Source organism: Rothia sp. HMSC069C10 (genome assembly GCF_001812205.1).
Taxonomy (GTDB): Bacteria; Actinomycetota; Actinomycetes; order Actinomycetales; family Micrococcaceae; genus Rothia; species Rothia mucilaginosa.
Genome location: NZ_KV808295.1, coordinates 66,162 through 83,278, shown reverse-complemented (window position 1 = coordinate 83,278; position 17,117 = coordinate 66,162). Strand labels below are relative to the sequence as shown.

At 58.2% G+C, this 17,117-nt stretch carries 18 protein-coding genes and 3 tRNA genes; 14 read left to right on the top strand and 7 right to left on the bottom strand.

Annotated elements, in window-relative coordinates; genetic code table 11:
* The first annotated feature begins 6 nt into the window (after positions 1-6).
* The 3 genes from upp (at position 7) to HMPREF2842_RS02210 (ending at position 2,672) form a co-directional block, all read left to right on the top strand.
* Positions 7-645, top strand: a complete 639-nt coding sequence (gene upp / locus HMPREF2842_RS02220) for a uracil phosphoribosyltransferase (RefSeq protein WP_005504417.1) — start codon at positions 7-9, stop codon at positions 643-645.
* A gap of 577 nt (positions 646-1,222) precedes the next feature.
* Positions 1,223-1,975, top strand: a complete 753-nt coding sequence (locus tag HMPREF2842_RS02215) for a winged helix-turn-helix domain-containing protein (protein WP_005504418.1) — start codon at positions 1,223-1,225, stop codon at positions 1,973-1,975.
* 151 nt (positions 1,976-2,126) lie between these two features.
* A complete protein-coding gene (locus HMPREF2842_RS02210) occupies positions 2,127-2,672 on the top strand; it encodes a SixA phosphatase family protein (protein WP_005504419.1) in 546 nt (181 codons plus the stop codon).
* Between the two features lie 93 nt (positions 2,673-2,765).
* Here the strand turns inward: HMPREF2842_RS02210 and HMPREF2842_RS02205 are convergent.
* Positions 2,766-2,857, bottom strand: a tRNA-Ser gene (locus HMPREF2842_RS02205).
* 253 nt (positions 2,858-3,110) lie between these two features.
* Here HMPREF2842_RS02205 and HMPREF2842_RS02200 point away from each other — a divergent pair.
* From HMPREF2842_RS02200 to HMPREF2842_RS02180, 5 genes are all read left to right on the top strand, one after another.
* The gene (locus tag HMPREF2842_RS02200; protein WP_049346009.1) at positions 3,111-3,458 is read left to right on the top strand and encodes a DUF4190 domain-containing protein; all 348 of its coding nucleotides are present in this window, start codon (positions 3,111-3,113) and stop codon (positions 3,456-3,458) included.
* A 209-nt stretch (positions 3,459-3,667) separates the two neighbouring features.
* Positions 3,668-4,156 carry a hypothetical protein gene (locus HMPREF2842_RS02195; RefSeq protein ID WP_005504421.1) on the top strand — a complete coding sequence of 163 codons (489 nt, stop codon included), beginning with the start codon at positions 3,668-3,670 and terminating at the stop codon, positions 4,154-4,156.
* Between the two features lie 198 nt (positions 4,157-4,354).
* The gene (locus HMPREF2842_RS02190) at positions 4,355-4,999 is read left to right on the top strand and encodes a polyprenyltransferase (protein ID WP_070642385.1); all 645 of its coding nucleotides are present in this window, start codon (positions 4,355-4,357) and stop codon (positions 4,997-4,999) included.
* Between the two features lie 172 nt (positions 5,000-5,171).
* Positions 5,172-5,651, top strand: a complete 480-nt coding sequence (locus HMPREF2842_RS02185) for a hypothetical protein (RefSeq protein ID WP_070642381.1) — start codon at positions 5,172-5,174, stop codon at positions 5,649-5,651.
* Positions 5,652-5,690: 39 nt separating this feature from the next.
* A complete protein-coding gene (locus HMPREF2842_RS02180) occupies positions 5,691-6,134 on the top strand; it encodes a hypothetical protein (RefSeq protein WP_049353200.1) in 444 nt (147 codons plus the stop codon).
* 103 nt (positions 6,135-6,237) lie between these two features.
* Here the strand turns inward: HMPREF2842_RS02180 and HMPREF2842_RS02175 are convergent.
* Positions 6,238-6,325: transfer RNA gene (locus tag HMPREF2842_RS02175), tRNA-Ser, on the bottom strand.
* Positions 6,326-6,450: 125 nt separating this feature from the next.
* Between HMPREF2842_RS02175 and HMPREF2842_RS02170 the strand changes: the two genes are divergently transcribed.
* The 3 genes from HMPREF2842_RS02170 to HMPREF2842_RS02160 all read left to right on the top strand — a co-directional run bounded on the left by HMPREF2842_RS02170 (position 6,451) and on the right by HMPREF2842_RS02160 (position 9,343).
* Positions 6,451-7,461 (top strand): NAD(P)H-quinone oxidoreductase, encoded by a 1,011-nt coding sequence (locus HMPREF2842_RS02170; protein WP_049346164.1) that lies wholly within the window; start codon positions 6,451-6,453, stop codon positions 7,459-7,461.
* A gap of 248 nt (positions 7,462-7,709) precedes the next feature.
* On the top strand, positions 7,710-8,249 hold the full coding sequence (locus HMPREF2842_RS02165) for a hypothetical protein (protein ID WP_049349921.1): 540 nt from the start codon (positions 7,710-7,712) through the stop codon (positions 8,247-8,249).
* Positions 8,250-8,467: 218 nt separating this feature from the next.
* Positions 8,468-9,343, top strand: coding sequence for an HpcH/HpaI aldolase/citrate lyase family protein (locus HMPREF2842_RS02160; protein WP_005507573.1), 876 nt, complete (start codon positions 8,468-8,470; stop codon positions 9,341-9,343).
* Positions 9,344-9,469: 126 nt separating this feature from the next.
* Here the strand turns inward: HMPREF2842_RS02160 and HMPREF2842_RS02155 are convergent, their stop codons facing one another.
* The gene (locus HMPREF2842_RS02155; RefSeq protein ID WP_005504446.1) at positions 9,470-9,736 is read right to left on the bottom strand and encodes a hypothetical protein; all 267 of its coding nucleotides are present in this window, start codon (positions 9,734-9,736) and stop codon (positions 9,470-9,472) included.
* A 105-nt stretch (positions 9,737-9,841) separates the two neighbouring features.
* Positions 9,842-9,916 (bottom strand) — tRNA-Thr (locus HMPREF2842_RS02150).
* Between the two features lie 320 nt (positions 9,917-10,236).
* Here HMPREF2842_RS02150 and HMPREF2842_RS02145 point away from each other — a divergent pair.
* Both HMPREF2842_RS02145 and HMPREF2842_RS02140 read left to right on the top strand, forming a co-directional pair.
* Complete coding sequence (locus tag HMPREF2842_RS02145) at positions 10,237-11,001, top strand: DsbA family protein (protein WP_070507260.1); 765 nt, start codon at positions 10,237-10,239, stop codon at positions 10,999-11,001.
* Positions 11,001-11,789, top strand: coding sequence for a spermidine synthase (locus tag HMPREF2842_RS02140; protein WP_070642377.1), 789 nt, complete (start codon positions 11,001-11,003; stop codon positions 11,787-11,789). The genes HMPREF2842_RS02145 and HMPREF2842_RS02140 overlap by 1 nt, the downstream gene beginning before the upstream one ends.
* Before the next feature lie 102 nt (positions 11,790-11,891).
* Here HMPREF2842_RS02140 and HMPREF2842_RS02135 read toward each other — a convergent pair whose 3' ends face one another.
* Positions 11,892-12,866 (bottom strand): EamA family transporter, encoded by a 975-nt coding sequence (locus tag HMPREF2842_RS02135; protein ID WP_049340378.1) that lies wholly within the window; start codon positions 12,864-12,866, stop codon positions 11,892-11,894.
* Between the two features lie 186 nt (positions 12,867-13,052).
* Complete coding sequence (locus tag HMPREF2842_RS02130; protein ID WP_012902817.1) at positions 13,053-14,114, bottom strand: EamA family transporter; 1,062 nt, start codon at positions 14,112-14,114, stop codon at positions 13,053-13,055.
* Between the two features lie 271 nt (positions 14,115-14,385).
* Between HMPREF2842_RS02130 and HMPREF2842_RS02125 the strand changes: the two genes are divergently transcribed.
* Entirely contained in the window at positions 14,386-15,267 is an 882-nt protein-coding gene (locus HMPREF2842_RS02125) for a hypothetical protein (RefSeq protein WP_049357355.1), read from the top strand.
* Positions 15,268-15,376: 109 nt separating this feature from the next.
* Here HMPREF2842_RS02125 and purB read toward each other — a convergent pair whose 3' ends face one another.
* A complete protein-coding gene (purB, locus tag HMPREF2842_RS02120) occupies positions 15,377-16,810 on the bottom strand; it encodes an adenylosuccinate lyase (protein ID WP_070642372.1) in 1,434 nt (477 codons plus the stop codon).
* Positions 16,811-17,117: the final 307 nt, after the last annotated feature.

The following is a 17,117-nucleotide window of genomic DNA, read 5'->3' as shown; positions in this document are numbered from 1 at the left end:
CGTATTATGCGTATTAAGATTCTTGACCACCCGCTGGTCTCTCACAAGATTAGTGTTCTGCGTGATAAGAACACCCCGTCCCCGATTTTCCGTCAGCTGGTTGATGAGCTGGTGACCCTTCTTGCCTATGAGGCGACTCGCGAGATTCGTGTGGAAGAGGTTGAGGTTGTGACTCCGGTGGCGACTACTACCGGTGTCCGTATTGCTGATCCTAAGCCGCTGGTTGTTCCGATTCTGCGTGCTGGTCTGGGCATGCTTGAGGGTATGACTCGCATGGTGCCGACCGCTGAGGTGGGCTTCCTGGGTATGGCTCGCAACGAGGAAACGCTGGATATTGTGACTTATGCTGAGCGTCTGCCGGAGGACCTGACTGGTCGTCAGGTGTACCTGCTGGATCCGATGCTGGCTACCGGTGGCACTCTGATCGAGGCAATTAAGTTCCTGCGTGAGCGTGGTGCTGAGTCTGTGACTTGCGTGTGCCTGATTGCTGCTCCTGAGGGCATTGCTGCTCTGGAGAAGGGCATTGAGGGTATGGAGAATGTTGACCTGTTCCTGGCTGCTCGTGATGAGCGTCTGAACGAGAAGGCGTACATTATTCCGGGTCTGGGCGATGCTGGTGACCGCCTGTACGGTCTGGCTGAGTAGTTTTTCAGCGTTATTCACGTGATGTGAGTGGGCGCCTCTGCATATGTTTAAGCATGTGCGGGGGCGCTTTGTTGTGTCTGCTGGAGGCCGTGTGCAGGTCATATGGTGTGGTGTTGGGGGATGTGTGTCTAACGGTCTGCTGTCTTGGGTGTTTATGGTGTTGTTGGGCGCTTGTGTGAGTTTATGAAACACCCTTGATAATATGTGATGAGGAACACTATAGTGCTTTGAGGGGCTCAAAATATATTGAGCATATTTACAGCTTCACATGAAAATACAGGGAGAAACCAGTAAATAAAAGAAGCTATGAATATTTATAAGGGAAAAAATACTGAAAGCTTCAGGTAGTCCCTGAAACCCTAAAACATGAGAGGGGGCATTGTACTCCTCTCGCCCATAAAGATGAATCCACTATGCTGAATCCGCTTGATTTATCCGTCAAATAGGAGAAATATTAAGTAAGAGGATTGAAGCTCGAACAGGTATTGGGGACTGTTTGACTCGGCGTCACTTCCGGCGCACCCCACACTACGTACGACAGGGATCCCGTACACAGACTTTGAGAGAAGGTTGAACCATGTCAGGCGCTGTACCTGGATATGTCCACATCTCCCAGCGCGGCCGCGCCGCTAAGCGCCAGGTCGTGCAGCCTCAGCGTCCCGTTGCGCAGGCCGCAACGTTGCGTCCGATGACTTTCTCAGCCGGTGACCCTGCCCATAAACAGGCTCAGGAAAATGAGGCACGCGGCTTTGTGCTCTATGTGGGTTTGAATGAGGAACTTGCTGCAGCGAACGGTACCTCCCTGGTGCGTATCGTTCAGGATCTGCGCACTTATGCACACCACCTGGCTCCCGAGTCGGAGTCGTACGCCGCTGTGGCGTTGGCTCCGGTGAACGCTGAGGGTAGCGACCTTGAGGTAGTACGTAATGCGCTCGGCGATCCGACCGCAATGTATATGCACCCGGAGGCGCATGTCGCCCGCGAAGCAGAGACCACGAATAGCCACTCTTCGGGTGTGCTGATTGATTTGGCACGCCGCGAGGTGTTCCTGGATGGTGAGCCGCTCATGCTGACCTTCAAGGAATTCGAGCTGCTGGCACACCTGGTGGAGAACTCTTCCCGCACCGTGGGTCGTGAGGAGCTGCTGAAGGCGCTGTGGAGCTCCGGTGACGAGCATCCGCATGAGCGTACGATTGACGTGCATATTCGTCGTCTGCGTTCGAAGCTGGGTCGCCTGTCGGGTACCGTGCGTACGGTGCGCGGTCAGGGTTACCGCTTCTTTGAGCACCCCGAGGTTGTTGTCTGGGCTGCTCCGGAATACTCGATTTAGCGTGTACAGAATTTAGCTTCTGTAGAGTGCACCCCGGTGTGCTGGCGTGATGCCGGTGCACCGGGGTTTACTTGTGCCCGCCTGGGGGTGTTAGTGTGCGTGCTGTGGCGGTGTGCGGCATGTTCCGGCGCCCTCTAGATAGAATGGGTGTATGGCTGAAAATTCTTCCAACACTGCATCTGGCTCGCACCGCAGCGGGGTCAAGCGTCTGATTATTATGCGCCATGCGGAGGCTGATTGGGGTCTGAATGATTTTGATCGTCCGCTGACGAAGCGCGGCCATGAGCAGGCTGCCGCTGCTGGCGCCTGGCTGGCGGCTCGCGGTTATATTCCGGAGCAGATTATGTCGTCGTCGGCTTTGCGTACTCGTCAGACGACGACTTGGGTTTCGGATGGTTTGGGTGCGAAGGCGCCTACTGCTCATCTGGATGAGGGGCTGTACGAGGTGTCTGCGTCCCGCATTATTGCGCGCATTAACAGCGTTTCGGAGAATGTTCATTCTCTGATGGTGGTTTCGCATCTGCCCGGTGTGCAGGACGCCGCGCAGCGCCTGATGAGCCCTGATTCTGACCCGAACGCGTCCATGGATGTGTACTACGGTTTCCCGCCCTCTTCCATTGCGGTGTTTGAGGTGCCGGGGGAGTGGGCTCTGCTTGATGGGGCGGATGCGCGCCTCGTGGATTTCAAGAGCTTCTAGTCCTGAAACTTCTAGCCCAAGAGCTTCTAGGCTTCGTGCCTGAATGAGATGGGTAAAGCAAAAGCCCCGTACCAACCGGTACGGGGCTTTTTGTGGCGGAGACGGGGGGATTTGAACCCCCGGTCGAGTTTAACCCCGACCCTTCATTAGCAGTGAAGTCCATTCGGCCGCTCTGGCACGTCTCCACGGTGCGCTCGTGAGCGCATCCCTATAAGAATATAGGCTGTTTTGCGCTTGGTCAATTCGACCCACGCTTGGGGGATATCTCTGAGCGTGTGTTGCTCTATAGGGCGGACTATGGATTGTAGGCTTTGAGGCTTATAAGCATTTTCGATAAACTGCTACCGTCCGACCGATAAATAGAGGGCGTCTCTGGCGTGTGATTTTTCCATGCAGCGTTGCCAGAGTCGTCTTATTTACTCAACGAAATGAGAAATCATGTCTGAAAACCCCAACAACCCCCAGCCCCAGTTCAACCAGGACCCCCAGTTTAGCCAGCAGGCACCCCAGTTCAATCAGCAGGTTCCTTACGGTGTGCCCGTTCAGACCCCTGAGCAGCAGGCTCAGGCGAAGAAGGCAAAGACCCTGTCGATTGTCTCTCTGGTGAGCGGTATTGTGAGCTTCTTTGTCCTCGGTTTCATCCTTGGTGCTGTAGCTATTGCGACCGGCCGCCTGGCTATGAATAACCCCGAGCTGAAGAACCGCGGTATGGCTATTGCCGGTACTGTTCTGGGTGTCGTCAGTATTATTTTGCTGGTCGCTCTGAAGATTTTTGTAAAGCAGTAAGATTGAAGCTACCTGCAGTAGCCTCATGATTTGAGGAAGCCCGCGTGTACTCCGTGTGCACGCGGGCTTTTGCGTGCCTAATTAGTTTTCTAATTAGTGCATATATGGTGCGTATAGCTCCAGAATGACGAATCCGTTTGTGCCCACCTCAGCGATAGGTTAGGGTGAGTAAGGTTCAATACACACCATTCACACGAAAGAGGGACCACATGTCTCAGAACCCGCAGGACTCTAACTCCTACGACTACAACCCGGAATACGGCAACCTGAACGAGCAGAACGCTCAGAACGGTCAGCAGCAGTACCAGCAGCCTGGTCAGTACGGTCAGCCCATGATGGTGCCCGTCGGCATTGTTCAGAAGACCCCCGAGCAGCTTGCTGGCGAGAAGGCTGGTCAGACCTCCATGGTGCTCGGCATTATTGGTCTGATCTGCAACTTCTTTGTTAGCTGGTGGCTGTTCGGTCTGCCCTCGCTGATCATGGGTGTTATCGGCATTATGAAGGCTAATGAGGCTGAGCGTTTTGGCACTGCAGCTTCGGGTGGTCGCATCATGGGCTGGATTAACGCAGCTTTTGGTGGCCTATTCTTGGTTGTAATCGGTGGTTTCCTGCTGCTGGGTCTTATCGGCGCGGCAGGTGCTGCTTCTTCCTCTTCCAACCACTTTACTGAGCTGGTCAGCACCCTGGCACTCTTCTAAGAGCTCATTCGCAGGGTATAGCGGAAGCCCCGTTCCTCGATGTGAGGAGCGGGGCTTTTGCGTACCTGATAAGGCGCATATCCAGCGCATCAAAGTCTGTTGTGCGGGGTTGCATAACGGCCTTAGTTGTACCCGTTCCATTCATGGGTTAGGGTGAATTAGGTTTAACACACACCAGCCGTACGAAAGTGAGATGCCATGTCTCAGACTCCTCGGGGTTCAGACCCCTACGACTACAACCCGGACTACAACCGTCTGAACGAGCAGTACAACCAGAACGGCCAGTACGGGCAGAACACTCAGTACGGTCAGTATGGCCAATACGGTCAGGGTTCTTACGGCCAGTACGGGCAGAGCTCCTACGATCAGTATTCTTATGACCAGTACGGTCAGAATTCGTACGGTCAAGACTCGTATGGTCAGAATCAGTACGACCCGTACGGTCAGCAGTACCAGCAGCCCGGCCAGTACGGTCAGCCCATGATGGTTCCTATTGGTATTGTTCAGAAGACCCCCGAGCAGCTTGCCGGTGAGAAGGCTGCTCAGACTTCCACGGTGCTGGGTATTATCAGCTTGGCGTGTATAGTGACTCTCAGCTGGTGGCTGTTTGGTCTGCCTTCCCTGATTCTGGGTGTTATCGGTATTTTCAAGGCGAACGAGGCAGAACGTTTTGGCGCGGCTGCTTCGGCTGGGCGTATCTTGAACTGGATTAGCGTAGTCATTGGTGGCATGTTCCTGGTGCTTTTTGGTGGCGGTATGCTGCTGGCGATTATGCTGGCTCTTTCTGATTCTGCCGCAAATTCTAGGCTCGTGGAGACTGCGCAGATGCTGGTACTTTTCTAAACACTTTCACCCTCATTGGAGGGTACGCAAAAGCCCCGTTCCTCAACGCAAGGATCGGGGCTTTGCTGTGTATATGCCGTATGTTTCGTGGAATGGTCCTGACATGCTTGTTCCCGTGCGGGGGAAGGTCTAGGGTGAAGTTAACACCCCCTCGTGTGGAATGTGAAAGGTCGTGGATGCGATGTCGCGGCTACCCCAAAACAATGAAGCCTTCGATTACAACCCCGAATACGCCAAGACCCACCGGGGGAACGACAGCGTGCAGTCTGGTACGGACGACCAGCCGCTACCCGCGAGTGAGTTCTCTTCGAGCGTGTGGAAGATGGGCCCTGGCGAAAAAGCCGCAAATCTCTCCCTGATTTTCGGTGTCTTCGGTATGCTTGCTCTCGCCCTAGCGTTTTGGTGGGTTTCCCATGGCTTTGGTATCGGCATGCCAATAATCATTGCTGCGCCATTACTGAACTTCTTGGGTCTCTGGCAAGCACGAGTGGCAAGACAGCACGGTGAAGACGCCAACGTGGGTTTGTTTCTCAGCGGGATAGGAATGGTCATTGTCATCGCCATTGTCGGCTTCATCGTAATGATTGGGTTTGCTCTGTACGGCTTCAATGATGCAGGCCCGTCGACGAGCCTGAGCGCTCTCTCACTTTGATAGACACGTAACACCCGGTATTGAAAGGTTGTGGATGCGATGTCGCAGCTACCCCAAAATAACGAAGATTTTGATAACAACCCTGAAGACGCCAAGCTCTACCAAGCGGATGACAGCCAACAGCCGGAGACTGACGGCACGGACGACTGGGAGCAACCTGCGAGCGAGCAACCTCCCGCTGTGCAAGGAACACAAGACGGTAAAAGGGCTGCGAACTTCTCCCTGCTTTTCGGCTTCCTCAGCCCGCTGTCTTTCGTTCTAGGGTTTTGGTTGCTTGTCCAGGGTCTTGGAGAAAGTGGTCTGCAGGTAGCTCTCGCCGCGCCGGTGCTGAACATCCTGGGTATCTGGCAGGGGTGGGTAGCGCAGAGGCACGGTGTACCTGCCCTAGCGGGTCGTATTCTCAACTGGCTGGGGCTATGCTTTTTCATCGGTATCGCCGCCCTCTTCATGTATATTGCGAATGCCTTGTCACAAATCAACTGACGACGCCCTCCGGTAACTCAAAACGGCGTATGCAAAGAGCCCCGCTCCTCAATACGAGGAACGGGGCTCTTTGCGCTCCACACGTGGAGCAGAAGCTAAAACGCGGATGGTAAGGGATTTGAACCCTTGAGACGGGGTTACCGCCTACTGGTTTTCAAGACCAGCTCCTTCGGCCGCTCGGACAACCATCCATACGCACCAGAGACCGGCATTTTATGGCAATACCGTGCCGCAGGGCACTACGAGATTATCTCATGCGATAAGCTTTCTGTAAATCGCGCACCAACGATGGTGCTTCCGGCAATGAGGAGGACTCATGAGAGCAATTATTGAGAACAGTCACGGTGGACCTGAGGCCCTGACAATCAGCGAAGTCCCCGCCCCCGTACCCCGATCCCACGAAGTTCTCATTCGTGTTCACGCCGCCGGAATCAACCGCGCCGACGCCCTGCAGCGCCGCGGATTCTACCCGCCGCCCGCCGGAGCGAGCGCCATCTACGGCCTCGAAGTAGCCGGTGTCATCGAAGCCGTCGGTGAAGGCGTCTCCGTAGAGAACCGCGGCACCCCCGTCATGGCGCTCCTCGCTGGAGGCGGCTACGCCGACTACGTGACCGTACCGGTCGACCACGTGCTACCCGTACCCGAACAGCTGAGTTTTGCCGAAGCCGCCGGTATTCCCGAAGTCGCGGCAACCGTCTACTCGAACCTGGTTCTCACCTGTGGTATGAGCATGAACCCCGCCGAAAACCTCAAGGAAGACGGTGAACCCGCGGTGGTGCTCGTGCACGGTGGTACCGGCGGTATCGGTGTGCACGCTATTCAGCTGGCGCTCGCCGTAGGTACCCGCGTGTTTGCAACCGTGGGAACCGAGGAAAAAGCCGAATATGTGCGCTTACTAGGTGCGGAACCCATTATCTATACCGAACATTCGTTCCGTGAAGTTCTGCTGGCTGAAACTGGCGGACGCGGCGCTGACTACATCCTCGACGTCGTGGGCGGAAAGTACCTGGACGACAATCTGCACACCCTCGCCGACGGCGGCCACCTGTGCATTATCGGTCTGATGGGCGGTGCCAAGGCAGAAGTGAACCTGGGGTATATGCTCTCTCGCCGCCTGTCGGTGCACGCTACGAGCCTGCGTACCCGTTCGGATCATCAGAAGGCTGAGATTCTGCGAGGTGTACGCGAACACGTGCTGCCGCTGATTGAATCCGGCAGGATTGGCGTGGGTCTGGACCGTATCTTCGACATGGAGGAGGCGGCTGCCGCCCACGAATACTTCGACTCCGGTCAGCATCGCGGCAAGATTGTGTTGCGCATGGTCTAGAAATCGCTGCGCCCCTGCGGTGCTATTTTAGGCCGGTGCCATTTTAGACTGGCGCCGCGGGGATCGTCGCGTGAGCGGCGTGAAGAAAATCTGGGTTTGAAATAAACAGTTGACTGCTGACATCTCGTCACTAAAGGAGATTTAGGGTAACCTAAGTATAGGGAGGTTTGCGGGGCGCCACAGAGCCCGTCACCGGCAACCTCCACCGACCAACAGACACGGCACACACACCACGCAGAGGAGGACATATGGGACTTAAAAGCTACCTGCAATCGCGCCGCGACGACGCCGAACTCGGCAAAGGCATCTGGCGCCGATCCCACGACCGGTTCATTCGCGGTATCGACCGCTTCCACCAGGTCCTCGAACGCTTGGCGGCAACCGATTCGTCCACCTCCATGATTGAGCTCATCGTGCCGGACGCAAACGCGCTCGCCGACCTGATTCCGCGCGTGCGTGCAGTCGCTATGGAAGCGCACCGCCTCGCCCCCAGCGACGGCGATATTCCCGCCTCCCCGTTCGGCACCTACTCCGACCTGAACCGCGCCCTCTCCAAGGCAGGTAACGCCGTGGCACTCTGCGCCGAAGCGCTCGCCATGGCACGTTGCTTCGGCAACTGTGCCACCGGATGCGACCGCCAGGTGAGCGTGCACCGCCGCGTGGAAACCGTCATCCAGCACATTGAGGATGCGGAACGCCTGATTCAGCGCGCCCAGAAGGAAGCCGCCGGCGAGCTGACCTTCGACGATGGAATCCCCGTGGGCCGCACCCAACTGGTTGAGGCATAACACAGGGCCTAAATTGCGGTCAACAGGCGAGCTAGTTTGATGTGCACTTCAACAGGCGATACGCTTAAAGAGGAGGTGTAGGACACTTCTTATGCGGTTCCGTCACAATGGAGGTGACGACACAATGCGATGGTACGCGCGGAAGAACCGCAGGCTTTTTCCTGCCCCTCTACGGCACAACCCAATGCATATACAATTCACGGAAGAAGTCACACACCATGTTTGAATTCCACCGCAATGAGCGTGCGCGTCAGCTGCGCCCCAGCCTCTCTCGTTCCTGGCTCCTCGTGCGCGCCAACTCCTCCGAAGAAGTTTTTGAAGAAGCCTTCGAATCCGAGGCTGACTCCATCATTATCGACCTCGAAGACGGCTGCCCGCCCGAAGAGAAGGACGCCGCTCGCGAACAGGTCGTTCGTATGCTCAACTCCGGCGTGGTCGCATGGGTGCGAATCAACGCCATCACCACCGAACACTGGTGGAAGGACGTCAAGGCCCTCAAGAACGTGAAGGGCCTGCGAGGCGTCATGCTCGCTACCGCAGAGCACGCCACCGACATTGACCGCACCGCAGCCGAGCTGCCCCCCGGAACCCCCATCATCGCGCTGATCGAGTCCGCACTCGGCGTGCACCACTCCATCGAAATTGCGCGCGCAATCGGCACTTTCCGCCTCGCATTCGGCGCAGGCGACTACCGCCGCGACACCGGCTCCTCCGCAACCCCCATGGCGCTCGCCTACGTGCGTTCGCAGCTGGTCATCGCATCCACCCTGGGTGGTCTGCCCGGCCCCATCGACGGCCCGACCCTCGGCGCATACGGTGCTGACCTCTCCAAGGCATGCGGCTACGCGAACGACCACGGCATGACCGGTAAGATCACCCTGGACATCCGCCAGACCGAGACCATCAACGCCGCATTCTCCCCGAGCGAGATCGAAATCGAAGAAGCACACCAGATGCTCGACGTGCCCCTCGACGGCCCCCGCGACGGCTCCTACCTGCCGCGTTACCTGCGTGCAAAGAAGGTCAAGGAACTCGCCAAGGTTTACGGTCTGTGGGGCAAGACCGACAGCGACTTCCAGCGCGCCTCCAAGTAAGGTGCTCGCCTAAAGTACACGCGCAAAAAGCCGCGCATCCGACCCCTGAACGGGGAACAGGATGTGCGGCTTTTGTCTGCCTGAAACCTCACGAGGCTACAGCCTGGCGGGCTGCTGGTCGGCGGTCTAGTTGCGGGGCGATTTGCCGCCCGTCAGCGCATGAGCGCACACGTACGAAGTCACCAAGGAAATCACAATCGGCACCAGGAACGAGGTGTCATCCTCATACACGGAACGGTAGAAGAACCACACCGCCAGGGAAACCACCAGCGCCAGCACGTACACCAGAGCAAAACGCATCGTGGGGCTCATCGGGCGTGCAGAGCCCGCAGCGGCGCGACCTGCCTGCGCACGGCCACTCTGGCGCTTAGCGGATGCGGATCGAGAAGACATGAGAATCTCCTAAAGTTCGACGGTGACATCTTCGAGAAAACGACAACTCTCAGATGCTAAAAACCGCCGCAACACACCGGAAACCGGCACGCGTTACGGCGGATGTGGAGCCCCCAGTGGGATTCGAACCCACGACCTTTTCTTTACGAGGGAAATGCTCTACCCCTGAGCTATAGAGGCGCATATGCTGCCGTTCTCAACTGCCCGAAAGCAACCGGTGAACAGTGCATACCCCGCAATAGTACCAAAAAGGCGGGGGAGAGGCTAATTACTTTCAACACCGGCCCCGCAGCTGGGAGCAGGCGACAGGGCGGCTATGGTGTGCACTGCATTCACCCCGCAAACCCGCCCGAAGATAGGGAAAGTTCAGGGCAGAGGCATACAATAAACCCTATACCCACGGCGGCTGACAGCACCTCAGAGTGCACATCAACCACAGATTAATCAACCACAGATGTAGCAAACAGGCCAGCCCGCCACCCGTAGAGAGAGGAACCACCATGACTTCACCCCTCAACCGCCGCACCCTGCTACTGGGCGTAGTGCCCGCCGCCGCCCTGGGGCTGAGCGCATGCGGTTCCAGCTCCTCCCAGCCTTCCGCATCGGCGTCTGCGAGCGGTTCGGCGAGCGCATCTGCAAGCACCGCCGCTACCTCGGCAAGTGCATCCGCTAGCGCTTCGGCATCCGCTGACCCTTCGGGTACTGCTTCGGCAACCGCCGATGACGGCTACGTCGGTTACCGCCTCAACCGCGAAGTACCCGGTGCAGGCACCGCAACCCTGTACACCGACTACCAGTGCCCCTACTGCGCTAAGGCAGAACCTAAGTTTGAAGAAGCCGCCAAGAAGCTTGACGGCATCATGAACGTGACCGTGCGTCACATGCCGCTGAACATGCACGCCAACGCCGTACCCGCCGCGCTCGCCGTAGAAGCCGCAGCAGCTCAGGGTAAGCACGTTGAAATGGCGAACAAGCTCTTCGCCACCCAGAACGACTGGAAGAACATCAAAGAACGCGATAAGCTGCGCACCCTCTTCAACGACTACGCCAAGGAACTGGGCCTGAACGTCGAAGAATTCGACAAGGTCCTACTCGCCTCCGACACCGTCAAGCCCATCCAGCGCGACTACGAGCACGCCGTGAAGATTGGCGTGAAGGGCACCCCCACCTTCGCCGTGAACGACAAGGTCATTGAGGGTCTGGATTCTTCCTCCTCGGTGGATGACCTGGTCAGCACCTTCAAGCGTGAAGCTGGCGTGAAGTAGTGGCACACATTCAGCTCTCCGGCGGGCAGCGCGCCGAAATTCACCCCGACGGGTTCAGCGACCACGGCCACGTCCTCGAAATCGGTGGCGCCGAGCAGTCCCACGTGGACGTACAGAACCCCGACTACGTGTTCTACGAGTACCTGCGCCGCATCGCAAACGCGGTGGATGCGCTCGCACCCGCCGGCGAACCCATCACCGCCGCGCACCTGGGCGCCGGTGCGCTCACCCTCGTGCGTTACATTCAGGCGACCCGCCCCGGCTCCCGCCAGGTTGCCGTGGATATTGAGCCCGAGCTCATGGGCTTCGTGACGGACCGCCTGCCGCTACCCGCAGGCACCGACTGCCAGCTTGTGGTGGGGGATGCCCGCGAGCAGCTGGCGAACCTGCCCGAACTGCTGGGCGTGCCCGGCTTCGATGCGATTATCCTCGACATCTTCACCGGCATGGACGCACCCGCCCACCTGGCGAACCGCGACTTCTACCGCGAACTCAAGGACGCCCTGAGCGAGCGCGGCATGGTCGCCATCAACGTGGGCGACGACGCGGGTCTGCCCTTCTTCCAGCTGCAGGCAACCGCCATGCTGGAAGTCTTTGACCACGTGTGGTGCCTGTGCGAGAGCTCCATGCTCAGCGGGCAGAACGAAGGCAACCTCGTGCTGGTTGGCACCGCCCGCGAGCTGGACGAGGACACCCAGGACCGGCTGTACGCGATGGGTCCGCATCCGGCAGAGGTGCTCACCACCGATGAGCTGCGCGACCTGCTGAACGAGCTGGCCGAGAGCTAAACCTGACATACAAAACCGTTGAGGCGGGTACCAACCAGGTACCCGCCTCAACGGTTTTCTATAAGGCTTTCTGTACGCCGCACGCGGGCAGAATTTTAGTTTTTACTCGGGTAGCGGCATGGGAACGGGGTCCTCACCGTCATCCTTCTGTTTGGGGGAATCGCCCTTCGTGGTGGTCAGCGTAATACCCACACTCGCCGTCATCAGCAGACAGATTGCCACCCAACGAATCGGGCCGGTCTCCTGATCCAGCAACGCCCAACCGGCAATCGCCGCAATCGCCGGTTCCATGCTCATCAGCACACTAAACACCTGCTGCGGCAGGTTACGCAGAGCCATCAGCTCCGCGCTATAGGGAATCACCGAAGCGAACATCGCGGTACCAAAAATCATGAGGAGCAGCATCGGATCCTGCGCCGCATTCCACATCGGCTGAGGAGCCGGAACAACCGCTGCCACCGGGGCAATGAATGCGGCACCAACAAGCATCGCAACCGCCAGACCGCTCGCACCCGGAACCAGGGCACCCACCTTCGCGCTCGAGCGAATATACAGCGCCCAGAACACGCCAGCAATCAGCGCGAACGTCAGACCCAGGTAGTCGGTATCCTTACCGACCGCCGCCTCATAGCCGAGCACCAGCATGCCCGCCAGAGCGCAGAGCACCCATACCGCGTCGCGGAGCCTGCGCGTCAGCATGGACGCCAACGCCAGCGGGCCCAAGAACTCCACCGCAACCGCCAAACCAATCGGGATGCGGTCAATCGCGCAATAGAAGAAGCCGTTCATCAGACCGAAAGTCATACCGAAAATGATGACGGCATGCCACTGCTCCTTCGACCACGACAGCGCACCCGGCGGCATTTCGCCGCCGCGGCGGGTATGCCAACGCGCCGCCAACCACACGGCGCTACCCACCACAATGGAAGCAATCGCCAGGCGGCTGACACTAATAGCCAGAGCGCCAAACAGCGGGAAAAGAGTAATCGCGAACGCGGCACCGAACTGCAGCGATGAGCAGGACATCAGCACAAACATAATGCCCAGTGCGGGGCGTTGAGATGAAGTATGCGGCATGATTCTCCTTCCTGCGCCTCACAAGGCGGTACTTCTCCACGTGTGCATGCTGTGCCGCTACGGGGCAGAACGAACGCTCCAATAGCGCCGTTTAAAGAGCGCGCCCCCCCGGGCAACACGAGATACTATCCTACTCGTTACCCGGGGGGGGGCTAGAAGCCGTTGACACGGCTACAGTTCAGTAGATTAGAGGCCCTTCGCCTCACGGTCAGCCTTAATCTGTTCAGCCGACGGAATCGTAATAGAGTTAGTCGCCATCTGCGCAATATCCACCGCGTGCGCATCCACCGCACCCGGCAGGTAATGGTCCGCATCCTCCAGCGTGCCGTCCTCCTGCGCCTTCTTCTGCGCACGAGCGTGAGAAATCGAAATACCGATACTCGCCGCCACCAGCAGAGCAATAGCAACCCAACGAACCAGGCCGGTAGCTTCACCAAGCATCACAATACCCACAGCCGCCGCAATCGCAGGCTCCAGGGACAGCACCACGCTATAAATGTGCGCGGGCAGCAGACGCAGCGAAGAAACCTCACCCAGCGCCGGCAGGGCAGAAGCCAGCAGACCCATCAGGCAGCCAATAGCCAGCAGGTGCACATCCTGGGTGACCTTCAACAGGTTATTGCCGCTTATCAGGAACGGGAACGGCAGAACCAGCAGGGTAGAGACAACGTTACCCACGACCATGCCGCCCATACCCGGAATCAGAGCGCCAACCTTCTCAGTCGCCAGAATATAGGCGGCACGAGAAATAGCGGTCAGGATTGCGAAAACCACACCCATCAACGCGAAATCTTCAGGCTTCGCCTGGGACTCAGCAGTCAGAATCGCCATGCCCGTAAATGACAGAGCAATCCACACCAGGTCCAGCTTACGGCGCGACATAACCGTCGCCAGCACCAGCGGACCCATAAACTCAATAGCCACCGCAATTGCTAGCGGAACCTGCTCAATAGCCACATAGAAGAAGGCATTCGCACCGGTCAGGGCGACACCGAGGACAATGACCGCCATCCACTGCTGACGGGTCCACGAACGAATCTGCGGGCGGAAGAACACCCACAGCAGGATAGAAGATGTCAGCAGGCGCAGAGCGACCACGCCCCAGGGGCCCAAATCGCCCATGAGCTGCTTGGCAAGAGCCGCACCGAACTGCGCCGAAATAATCGCGCCGGTCGCGTACGCAACACCCAGCCCCTGAGTCGCCAGGGGAGAACGCGCAGCATTGGGCGTATGGGTGGAAGAAGTCATAGTATTCCTTAGGATTCAGAAGAGGTATTAGCCGCTATCTGTCATCAGGCGCAACCCGAATCTCCGTGAAGCAGGTCACGCACTATGCAAACAATGAATAGTGTGTAATCTACGACAATTTTACGCGCTTTAAAATTGGGCGCAAATAAAGACCAAAACACCCTAACAAGCGATCAAAAACCTCCACGCCCTCGGTGAAATTTCACCCCCCAAACCCCACCACAGGCCCCATATTCAGGAAAAATTCACCAAGCCGTGATTTACTGAGAGCATGCTTGACCCGAAGAAGTCTCTATTCGATGAAGACGGCAACCCCCGTCCCGCACTGACCACCACCCTCGACAACGTACTGCGCATGCAACGACCGCTCGCGCTGTCCATCGTCAAAAAACTGCGTGAAGCACACCCCGACGAAACCCCCGAACAAATCCACAAGCGCCTCGACCGCACCTACCTGCGTGACATCACCGCCATCGGCGGCGTCACCGGCGCATCCGCATTCGTGCCCGGCGTCGGCACCGTCACCGCCATGAGCCTGTCCGCGCTCGCAGTCGGCGGCTACCTCGAACGCACCGCACTCTACGCCCAGGCAGTCGCAGAACTGCACGGCGTGCACGTACACGACCCCGAAACCGCCCGCTCCATGGTCATGGCAATCATGCTCGGCGAAGAAGGCTCCCAGCTCATGAACACCGTGCTGCTGCAGACCGGCAAGGCAGGCGGTGTCTCCAACAAGTGGGGCATGCTGCTCGGCAACTCCTCCAGCGGCAAGATGTTCAGCGTCGAACGTACCATCCGAAACATGTTCATCCGCCGCTTCCTCACCCGCCAGACCGGTGCACTGCTCGGCCGTGCCCTGCCCTTCGGCGTGGGCGCAGTCGTTGGCGGTGGCGCGAACCTGACCCTCGGCAAGGACGTCGTGCGCAACACCCGCCGAGCCTTCGGCGACGCGCCCGCCTACTTCCCCGCAGAGCTCATGATTACCCCGCGTGCACCGCGCGTACAGGGCGGCGAAGGTTCGGACGGCTCCTCCGGCGTGGCTGGCTCCCTGCTCAAGGGCGTCAAGGACGCAGGTAAGGCTGTAGGCAAGGTCTTCACCCGCGACAAGGGCAACGACACCGAAACCGGTCACCACCGCATGCTCGGCCGCTAAAATCCTCGCCGGTCATAAAACCGGAACATAGCGAAGACCCAACACGCTAAAGACCCCGAATCCCTGAATGCAGGGACCCGGGGTCTTTTGTTTATATCTTTGCTACGGACTAAGCGTTCTTCGCATGGTCCAGCAGCTGAGCCGCAATACCGTTATAGGTGTGCGGAGTCAGAGCCGACAGGCGTGCCTCAGCCTCGGGGGAGAGACCCAGAGTAGCCACAAACTCCTTCAGACGAGCAGCATCCACGCGGTGACCGCGAGTCAGCTCCTTTAGGCGCTCGTACGGGTTCTCCATGCCGGGAACACCCGCGATAGCCTCAGCGCGCATCACCATCTGAATTGCCTCAGCCAGAACCTCCCAGTTGGAATCCAGATCAGCAGAAATAACGTCGGCCGCAATATCCAGACGCTGCAAGCCCTTCACCACGTTAGAGATAGCCAGCACCGAGTGACCAAACGCCACACCAATATTGCGCTGCGCCGACGAGTCGGTCAGGTCACGCTGCCAACGAGAAGTCACCAGGGTCGAACCCAGCGAATCCAGCAGAGCGTTCGACAGCTCCAGGTTAGCCTCCGCATTCTCAAAACGAATCGGGTTCACCTTGTGCGGCATAGTGGACGAACCGGTCGCACCAGCCACCGGAATCTGACGGAAGAAACCAATCGAAATGTAGCTCCACACATCGGTGCAGAGGTTGTGCAGCACGCGGTTGAAGTGCGCGATATCCGAGTACAGCTCGGCCTGCCAGTCGTGCGACTCAATCTGAGTGGTCAGCGGGTTCCAAGTCAGACCCAGGTGCTCCACAAAACCACGAGAAATCTTCTGCCAATCAGCGCTCGGCACCGAGGCGTAGTGCGCGGCGTAAGTACCGGTCGCACCATTAATCTTGCCGAGGAACTCGGTCGCCTTCACGTGCTTGACCTGGCGCTTCAGGCGGTAGGCGAGCACGCCCATCTCCTTGCCCAAAGTGGAGGGGGTCGCCGGCTGGCCGTGAGTGCGGCACAGCATCGGCACGTCGCGGCCTTCCTCAGCCAGCTTCAGCAGAACATCAATCAGCTCCTCCGCGGCGGGGATCCACACGTTCTCAACGGCGTCCTTGATACCCAGCGCGTAGGAGAGGTTGTTAATGTCTTCGGAGGTGCAACCGAAGTGAACCAGCGGCACCAGGTGACCCAGGCCCAGGCCCTCCAGACGGCGGCCAATGTAGTACTCGACCGCCTTCACATCGTGAACGGTGACAGCCTCAATCTCAGCCAGCTCCGCCACAGAATCAGCGTTGAAATCGGTCACGATGGCGCGCAGGCCCTTCTTCTGCTCCTCGCTCAGCGGGGACAGACCCGGCAGCACCTCGTGCTCGCACAGGTAAATGAACCACTCAACCTCAACGTGGATGCGGTCGCGGTTCAGAGCCGCCTCAGAAAGGTAGTTGGTCAGGGGCGCGGTTACGGATGCGTAGCGTCCGTCGAGGGGGCCCAGCGCAAGTTCGCCGGTGCCCAGGTCAATACGGCCAGAAGGCAAGAAGGTGTTATTGGTGTGAGACATAGCTCTATTTTTGCATGAATTCGCTGAAAAAAAGAGGCGGGAAGAGCATATGGACGTGACGGGCGGCTTGGTTAGTTACAGAAATATGACAAAACGAGGGGGCGCGGAGGGGGCATTTTTGGGTTTTGAGGACGCAAAACGTGCGAATTTTTCGAAACAAGCTTGAGTTATCCACAGGTTGGCGCACTCCACCTGCACGGTCACCGCGGCAGATTTAGCCTAAAACAAACCCAAACACAGGACAGAAACAGGCGCACAAACAACCAGTCCAACCACCGAAAGGACGCCCCGTGAACACAATCGTCGA